Origin of the sequence: Halorubrum sp. CBA1125, from assembly GCF_009742825.1 — an archaeon.
Taxonomy (GTDB): Archaea; Halobacteriota; Halobacteria; order Halobacteriales; family Haloferacaceae; genus Halorubrum.
This window is the reverse complement of sequence record NZ_WPCE01000160.1, coordinates 1-6,881: the sequence shown is the minus strand read 5'-3', so window position 1 is coordinate 6,881 and position 6,881 is coordinate 1. Positions and strand designations below refer to the sequence as shown.

Annotated in this window: 5 protein-coding genes and 1 pseudogene; 1 reads left to right on the top strand and 5 read right to left on the bottom strand. The window is 67.9% G+C overall.

Going from position 1 to position 6,881, the window contains the following annotated elements; genetic code table 11:
- Positions 1-925, bottom strand: a 925-nt coding sequence (locus tag GJ633_RS12655; protein WP_156589114.1) for a glycoside hydrolase family 68 protein, incomplete at its 3' end; no start/stop codon positions are given.
- 284 nt (positions 926-1,209) lie between these two features.
- Here GJ633_RS12655 and GJ633_RS12645 point away from each other — a divergent pair.
- Complete coding sequence (locus GJ633_RS12645; RefSeq protein WP_394351157.1) at positions 1,210-2,289, top strand: TrmB family transcriptional regulator; 1,080 nt, start codon at positions 1,210-1,212, stop codon at positions 2,287-2,289.
- 61 nt (positions 2,290-2,350) lie between these two features.
- On the opposite strand, the gene GJ633_RS12640 is transcribed toward GJ633_RS12645, so the two are convergent.
- The 4 genes and pseudogenes from GJ633_RS12640 to GJ633_RS12625 form a co-directional block, all read right to left on the bottom strand.
- Positions 2,351-3,478 carry an ABC transporter ATP-binding protein gene (locus GJ633_RS12640; protein ID WP_197431332.1) on the bottom strand — a complete coding sequence of 376 codons (1,128 nt, stop codon included), beginning with the start codon at positions 3,476-3,478 and terminating at the stop codon, positions 2,351-2,353.
- 2 nt (positions 3,479-3,480) lie between these two features.
- Positions 3,481-4,497, bottom strand: a complete 1,017-nt coding sequence (locus GJ633_RS12635) for a carbohydrate ABC transporter permease (RefSeq protein ID WP_394351156.1) — start codon at positions 4,495-4,497, stop codon at positions 3,481-3,483.
- Positions 4,494-5,500, bottom strand: a pseudogene (locus GJ633_RS12630) (carbohydrate ABC transporter permease). Before GJ633_RS12630 ends, GJ633_RS12635 begins: the two are co-directional and overlap by 4 nt.
- 12 nt (positions 5,501-5,512) lie before the next feature.
- A partial coding sequence (locus GJ633_RS12625; RefSeq protein WP_156589112.1) for an extracellular solute-binding protein occupies positions 5,513-6,881 on the bottom strand: 1,369 nt, incomplete at its 5' end.

Sequence of the window (6,881 nt, the reverse complement as noted above, 5' to 3'; positions counted from 1 at the left end):
CGGCGACGAAGCCGTACAGCCCGTCGGGGCCGATCACGCCCGGCGCGAACGTGTGGACGTGGCTGCAGACGAACAGGTAGTAGCGGCCGTCGGCGACGACGACGTGCGGGCGTTCGAGCTCCTGGTTCACCTCGAGGGCGTCGAGGAGCGGCGGCCGGAGCTCCCACGAGAGCGGGTCGCCCGTCTCGGAGACGGCGACCCCGACGCAGCCGTTGAACTCCCGGCGGCGAGTCGTCGCGGCGTCGTCGCCGTCGCGTTCGGGCGCCGGAACGTTCCCCTCGAAGAGCAGGTACGTCTCGCCGGTCGCCGGGTCCTCGAAGAACCACGGGTCGCGGAAGGTGTAGGTCATCCCCCGCGACTGCGCTTCGGTCTCGTACCGCTCGCCGTCCGGTCGCAAGAGCGTCTCGTGGGTCCACGGCCCTCCGAGAGCGACGCCGTCGGCGTCGGCGGTCACCCGACCGCCGTGCGCGACCGCGATCCGCTGGGAGTACGTCAGCTCCTCGGCGGTCTCGTCGCCGGCGGCCGTGTAGTAGAGGTAGCAGTCGCCGTCGTCGTACAGCGCCGAGCCGGCCCACTGGCGCTGACCGAGCGCGCCGCCGTCGAAAACGGGGCCCACGTCCTGCCAGCTCTCGCCGTCCGCCGAGCAGAAACAGCGGATCTCCGCCACGTCGTGTCTGGTTCCGGGGAGCAGATCCGCGGGAGCGGTCAGCGAGAAGGCCACCCGCCACCCGTTCACGTCGGCGATCTCGCCGTGTCGGTCGCGCAGCAGCCACGTGTCCCAGACGTGCAGCTCCGGGAACGGATCGACTCGCGGCGCTCCCGCCGGCGGGGCGACGTTCCCGTGGCGGCGCTCGATCGACGCGGCCTGATCGCGGGTCCACCGCGAGCGCGGACGGCCGTCGTCGCCGCCCGGTGAGTCGTGCATACGCCCCCTCCACGACGAACCGAATAAAGGCTTTTCAGTCGGAACGGCCGCCGATATCGGCGGCCGCCGTCACGAGGTTCGAGCGGTTCGGCGCGGAAATAAAACGTTTTTATAACAGCCGTGGTAGTTCAAAACATGGTAGAACGAGGCACCGGACGAGACGGGTCGGTCCGCGCCGGCACCGTCCGTGATCGTGGGGGAGCGCCCAGAGAACGGATCCGTCGGAGCAGCGACGCGCCTGGTCGGTCGACCGACGACGCTCAGTTCCGTTCCGGCCACGGGTGGTGACCGTGGAGCGCGCGGAACTCACGGAAACGCTGGAGGACGCCGGGCTCTCGCCGTACCAGGCGGACGCGTACGTAACCGTCCTCGAACTCGGCTCGGCGCCCGTCACCCGCGTCGCCGACGCCAGCGGGGTCCCCGACCCGCGGATCTACGACGTGTTGCGCGACCTGGAGAGCGCGGGATACATCGAGACGTACGAACAGGAGTCGCTGTACGCCCGGGCGAACGACCTCGACGAGATCGTCGACGACCTCGAGTCGCGAGCGAGCCGGTTCACCGCGGCGACCGAGGAGATCGAGCGCCGCTGGAACGAGCCCTCGGTCGAGCAGTCGACGGTGAGCATCGTCACGCGGTTCGAGACGGTGATCAAGAACGCCGACGAGTTCATCCGCGAGGCGGAGACGCAGGTGAGCGTCTCGCTCGGCGTCGACCACTTCGAGCGGCTCCGTCCTGCCCTGCGCGCGGCGACGGAACGCGGAGTTCGGGTCAACCTCTCGATCCACACGCCGAACGGCGGCACGGAGTCGCTGCCCGACGCTGAGGAGCTGCGCGAGGTCTGTTCCGAGGCGCGCCACCGGCAACTCCCCTCGCCGTTCGTGGTGATCGTCGACCGGACGAAGACGTGTTTCGCGCCGCACGCGGGTTCGACGAACGAGTACGGCGTGCTCGTCGACGACAGCACCCACACGTACGTGTTCCACTGGTACTTTCTCACGACCCAGTGGGACACCTGGGAGCCGATCTACACGGCCCTCGACGGCGAGCCGCCGATCGAGTACATCGACATCCGCTACTGCGTCCGCGACGTCGCCCCCCTGCTTCGCGACGGGGCGACGGTCCGCGTCCGGATCGAGGGGGCCGACACCGAGACCGGTGCCGACCGGCTCGTCGAGGGAACGATCGCCGACGTCGTCGTCCCCGGCGCCGACGAGTCGGTCGACGCCGGGACCATCGCGAGCTACGGCGGCCGGGTCGGGCTGGTCGTCGACACCGACGACGGCGCGGTTGAGGTCGGCGGCTGGGGCGCGATGGTCGAGGCGGTCGAAGCCCACCAGATCACGGTCGTCGACGTGGAGTGAGAGGAAACGGCGGAAAAGCGCGGCGACCGGATAGACGAGAAACGGGCGTCCTCGCCGCTCGCTACTCCAGCGAGTGCGTGATCGCGTCGCCGCTCGCCCGGTCGAACAGGTGGATGTTCTCGCGGTCTATCACGATCCGGACGTCGTCGCCCTCGGCGATCTCCGTGTCGGGCGCGAGGTTGATGAGGAGTTGGCCCTCGCCGCGCCCCTCGGCGCTCGCCTCGACGTCGCGGTCGAACAGCAGGTAGGCGTTCACCTCCTTGCCCATCGGTTCGATCACGTCGACGACGGCGTCGAACGCCTTCGTCGGCGAGGCCGCCTTCCGGGAATCCTCCTCCAGGAACACGTCCTCGGGGCGGATGCCGACCGTGATCTCCTGGCCCGGGGTGACGCCGTGCGTCGCCGGGTCGAAGTCGATCTGCGTGTACTGGGACTCGAAGCCGCCGTCGACGACCTCGCCCTCGACGAAGTTCATCGCGGGCGACCCGATGAAGCCGGCGACGAACCGGTTCGCCGGCTCGTTGTAACACTCGAGCGGGGGTGCCACCTGCTGGAGCACGCCGCTGTTGATGACGGCGATGCGGTCCGACATCGTCATCGCCTGCGCCTGGTCGTGCGTGACGTAGACGATGGTGGTGTCGAGCTGACGGTGGAGCCGCTGGAGCTGGGTGCGCATGTGGACCCGCAGCTCCGCGTCGAGGTTCGCCAGGGGCTCGTCCATCAGGAACGCGTCCGGGTTGCGGACGATCGCTCTGGCGATCGCGACGCGCTGGCGCTGTCCGCCGGACATCTCGCTCGGCATCCGGTCCATCATCCCCTCCAGCTGGACGATGTCCGCCGCCTCCTCGACGCGGCGGTCGATCTCCTCCTGGTCGTACTTCCGCAGCCGGAGCCCGAAGGAGATGTTGTCGTAGACGTCCATGTGCGGGAACAGCGCGATGTTCTGGAACACCATGGAGATCCCGCGGTCCTTCGGCGGGAGGTCCGTCACGTCGCGCCCGCCGATCTCCACCGTCCCCTCGGTGGGGAGCGTGAGCCCGGCGATCGTCTCCATCGTCGTCGACTTCCCGCACCCGGAGGGGCCGACGAAGGTGACGAACTCCCCGTCTTCGATCTCCAGGTTCATGTCGTCGACTGCCGTTACGTCCTCGTACCGTTTCGTGATTCCCTCTAGTTTGACTGATGCCATGGTTACTCCTTGACCGCCCCCGTAGTGAGGCCGCTCACGATCTTCTCCTGTGCGACGACGACGAGGATGGCGACGGGCAGCACCGCGACGATGCTGGCGGCCGCCATCAGGTTGTACAGCACCTCGAACTCGCCCTGGAACCGCAGGATGCCTTCGAGCATCGGCGCCCAGTTCTGGGGACGCCCGTCGGTCATCAGCGAGCTGAAGAAGTACTCGTTGTACACCGAGATGAACGTCAACACGCCGGCGGTCGCGACGCCGGGCGCAGAGAGGGGAACGATGACGCGGAACAGCGCGCCGAGCCGCGTCGTCCCCTCGACCCGGGCCGCGTCCTCTAACCCGTCCGGGATCTGCGAGTAGAACGTCATCAGGATGAAGATCGACAGCGGCAGGAAGATCGCCGACAGCGGGATGAAGATGGCGTACGGCGTGTTGTACAGCGACCCGGCCGAGAGCAGCGGCCGCAACACGTCGACGTTGGTGTTGAACAGCCGGTTCAGCGGGATGAAGAAGGCCGCCGGCGGGAAGAAGGACGTCACGAGCACCAACAGGAGCATCGCGTTGCGTCCCCGGAACCGGAGCCGGCCGAACACGTAACCGGCGAGGCTGCCGACGAGCAGCACCGCGACCGTCGCGACCGTCGCGATGAGGAAGCTGTTGAACACGTACCGGTGGAACGGGAGCGTGGTGAAGATATCGATGAAGGCGGCGGGATTGAACCCGGCGGGGAGGAACACGCCGACCTCCGAGAGGTTGTTCCGCGGCGTCAGCGCGACCACCAACAGCCAGTAGAACGGGAACAGCGTCGTGACGAGGAAGAAGAACGTCGCCACGTAAAACGTTGCGCGGTACGCCCGGTCCGGGTTCGAGATCATCTTCGCGGCCCACGCCTCGACGATCCCGCGGTCGAGGTCGGGCTCCTCACGGCCCGCCTGCTCGGCCATCTCGACGGTCGGATCGGGTTCGTCCGCCGCGCCGCCGTCGGCGACCGGCTCGCGGTCCGCGGGGTCGGCGCTCATGCGACACCCCCGTCGCTGTTGCGTAACGCGAGCAGGTACACCACGACGAACCCGCTGATGACCACGGCCGTCAGGAACGCCACCGCGGACGCGGTCGCCCAGCGGCGGCTCTCCTGGAGCGCGATGATCACGAGACACGTCAGCGAGGGGACCGTCTCACACCCCGCCGTCGCGTCGATCAGCCCGTAGATCCGCATCGCGTCCATCGTCCGGAACAGCATCGCGACGAGCAGGGCGGGCGCGACGAGCGGCAGCGTGATGTACTTGAACCGCTGCCACGGCGAGGCACCGGACACCTTCGCGACGTCGTAGAGCCCGCGGTCGATGCTCTGGAGCCCCGCCAAGATGAGAAGCGCCATGAACGCGGTCGTCTTCCAGATGTCGGCGACGAGCACGATGAGGAAGGAGTCGTCGCTGCTCGCGAGCGGCGTCTCGCCGAACACGCCGATCGACTGCATGAACTCGGTGCCGAACCCGATGGTCGGGTTGAAGATGAGGAAGAAGATCATCCCCTGGATGACGATGGGGATGGCCCACGGAATGATGATCGACACCCGAACCCACCGGCGGCCGTAGAAGTCCTGGTCGAGCACGAGCGCCTGCCCGAACCCGATCAGCGTCTCGAAGACGACGCTCAATATCGCGAACGCCAGCGTGACGAAAAGCGCCTGCTGCAGGAACGGCGCACCGAACTCCACGAACGGGAGCGAGTCGGTGAGCGACACCGAGATGAACTGCTGGGTGAACGCCGTGTTGCCGGTGAGCAGGTTGACGTAGTTGCGGAACCCGACGAACTCGCCGAACGGGTCGCCGAGGCGACCGCGTCGGCCAGAAGCGAGAACCGGAACGTCTCGATGAGCGGGTAGAACGCGACGACCGCGAGCAGCAGGAACGCGGGGAGTAACAGAACGTACGCGTACACCTCCTCGCTCTGGGTTTCCAGCCAGTTGAGCGGGCGGGCGAACAGCGAACCGCCCCCGTCCGCTCGCGTGTCGGTTGACATCTTCCGTCCCCCTTATGCTAGGTCCGACTCGATCGACTCGAGCGAGCTCTCCAGGTCGGACATCGCCTGTTCGGGGGACTTCTCCGCCTGGTAGGCCGCTGAGACCTCGGAGGCGACCTGCGCCTCCTGGTCGGGCCACGCGACGGTGACGGGACGCGGAACCGTGTTCTGCCCGGAGACCGCGAGCGTGTCGAGGAAGTCCCCGAGCGCGCCGACGGCGTCGGGATCGACGTCCTCCGTCACCGACGGGTCCGGCGGCAGGTAACCCCCCTCGGCGAAGTTGTTCACCATCACGTCCTCGTTGGCGAACGCCTCGAGCACCTGAACGGCCGCGTCGAGCCGCTGGGTGTTCGGGTTGATGGTGAGGTGCCACCCGCCGAGCGCCGCGGCGGGACCGCCGGTGCCCTCGTAGTTCCCCTCGCCGGCCTCGACGCCGTACGGCAGCGGCATGACGTCATAGTCCGCGGCGTCGAACGCGTCGGAGTCGAGGTTCAGCGGGATCGCGTACGGCCAGTTTCGATGGAAGATCGCGTTGCCCGAGGTGAACGGTTCGCGGGACGGTTCCTCGGTGAACGAGATGAGGTCGGTGGTGGAGATCTGCGGGAAGTCCGGGTGTGCGTACTCCGCGTCCGGTCCCTCCATGAACGACCGCATCATGCGGATCGTGTTCAGAACTGGCTCGTCGGTCACCGTGATCGGGCGGTCGCCGATCGGCCCGAAGAGGTTCTCGTGGTCCCCGAAGTACGCCCCGCCGAAGGAGGTCATCGTCTCGTTGAACGTACAGCAGGCGAGCCCGACGTAGTTGTCGGCCTGCGTGGTGAAGCCGTAGTCGATCTGGTCGCCGTCGGGACCGCCGTTCTGCTCCCACACGTCGGCGACCACCTCGGCGAACTCCTGCCAGCTCAGCGGTTCGGTCGCCCAGTTGTCGCCGTCCGGGTCGTAGCCCGCGTCCTCGACGAGGTCCTTCCGGTAGTGCATCACCGGGTAGTCGGGGAACAGCGGGAGCCCGAAGAGGTCGCCGCTCTCTGGGTCGCTCGCCGTGCTCACCGCGCTCTCGAGGTAGCTGTTCTGGACGTACTCGAGCGTGTCCGAGGAGAGCTCCTCGCTCAGGTTCACCAGCTGGCCGCGCGCGATGAACGGGATCGTCCACCCGGAGTCCATCATGAAGATGTCCGGGCTCGCGCGTCCGGCGTCGAGCGCCGAGGTGAACTCCGAGCGGCGGGCGCCCGACTCGAAGTCGCCGGGCAGGATCTCGACCTCGATCGACTCGTCGAGCCCGGCGTCGTACAGGCTCTGTGTCACCGTGTCGGAGATCCCCTCCCACTCGGCGTCCATCGTGATCTGGATCGGACCGTCGCCGCCGCCGCCGCCGCCGCCACCG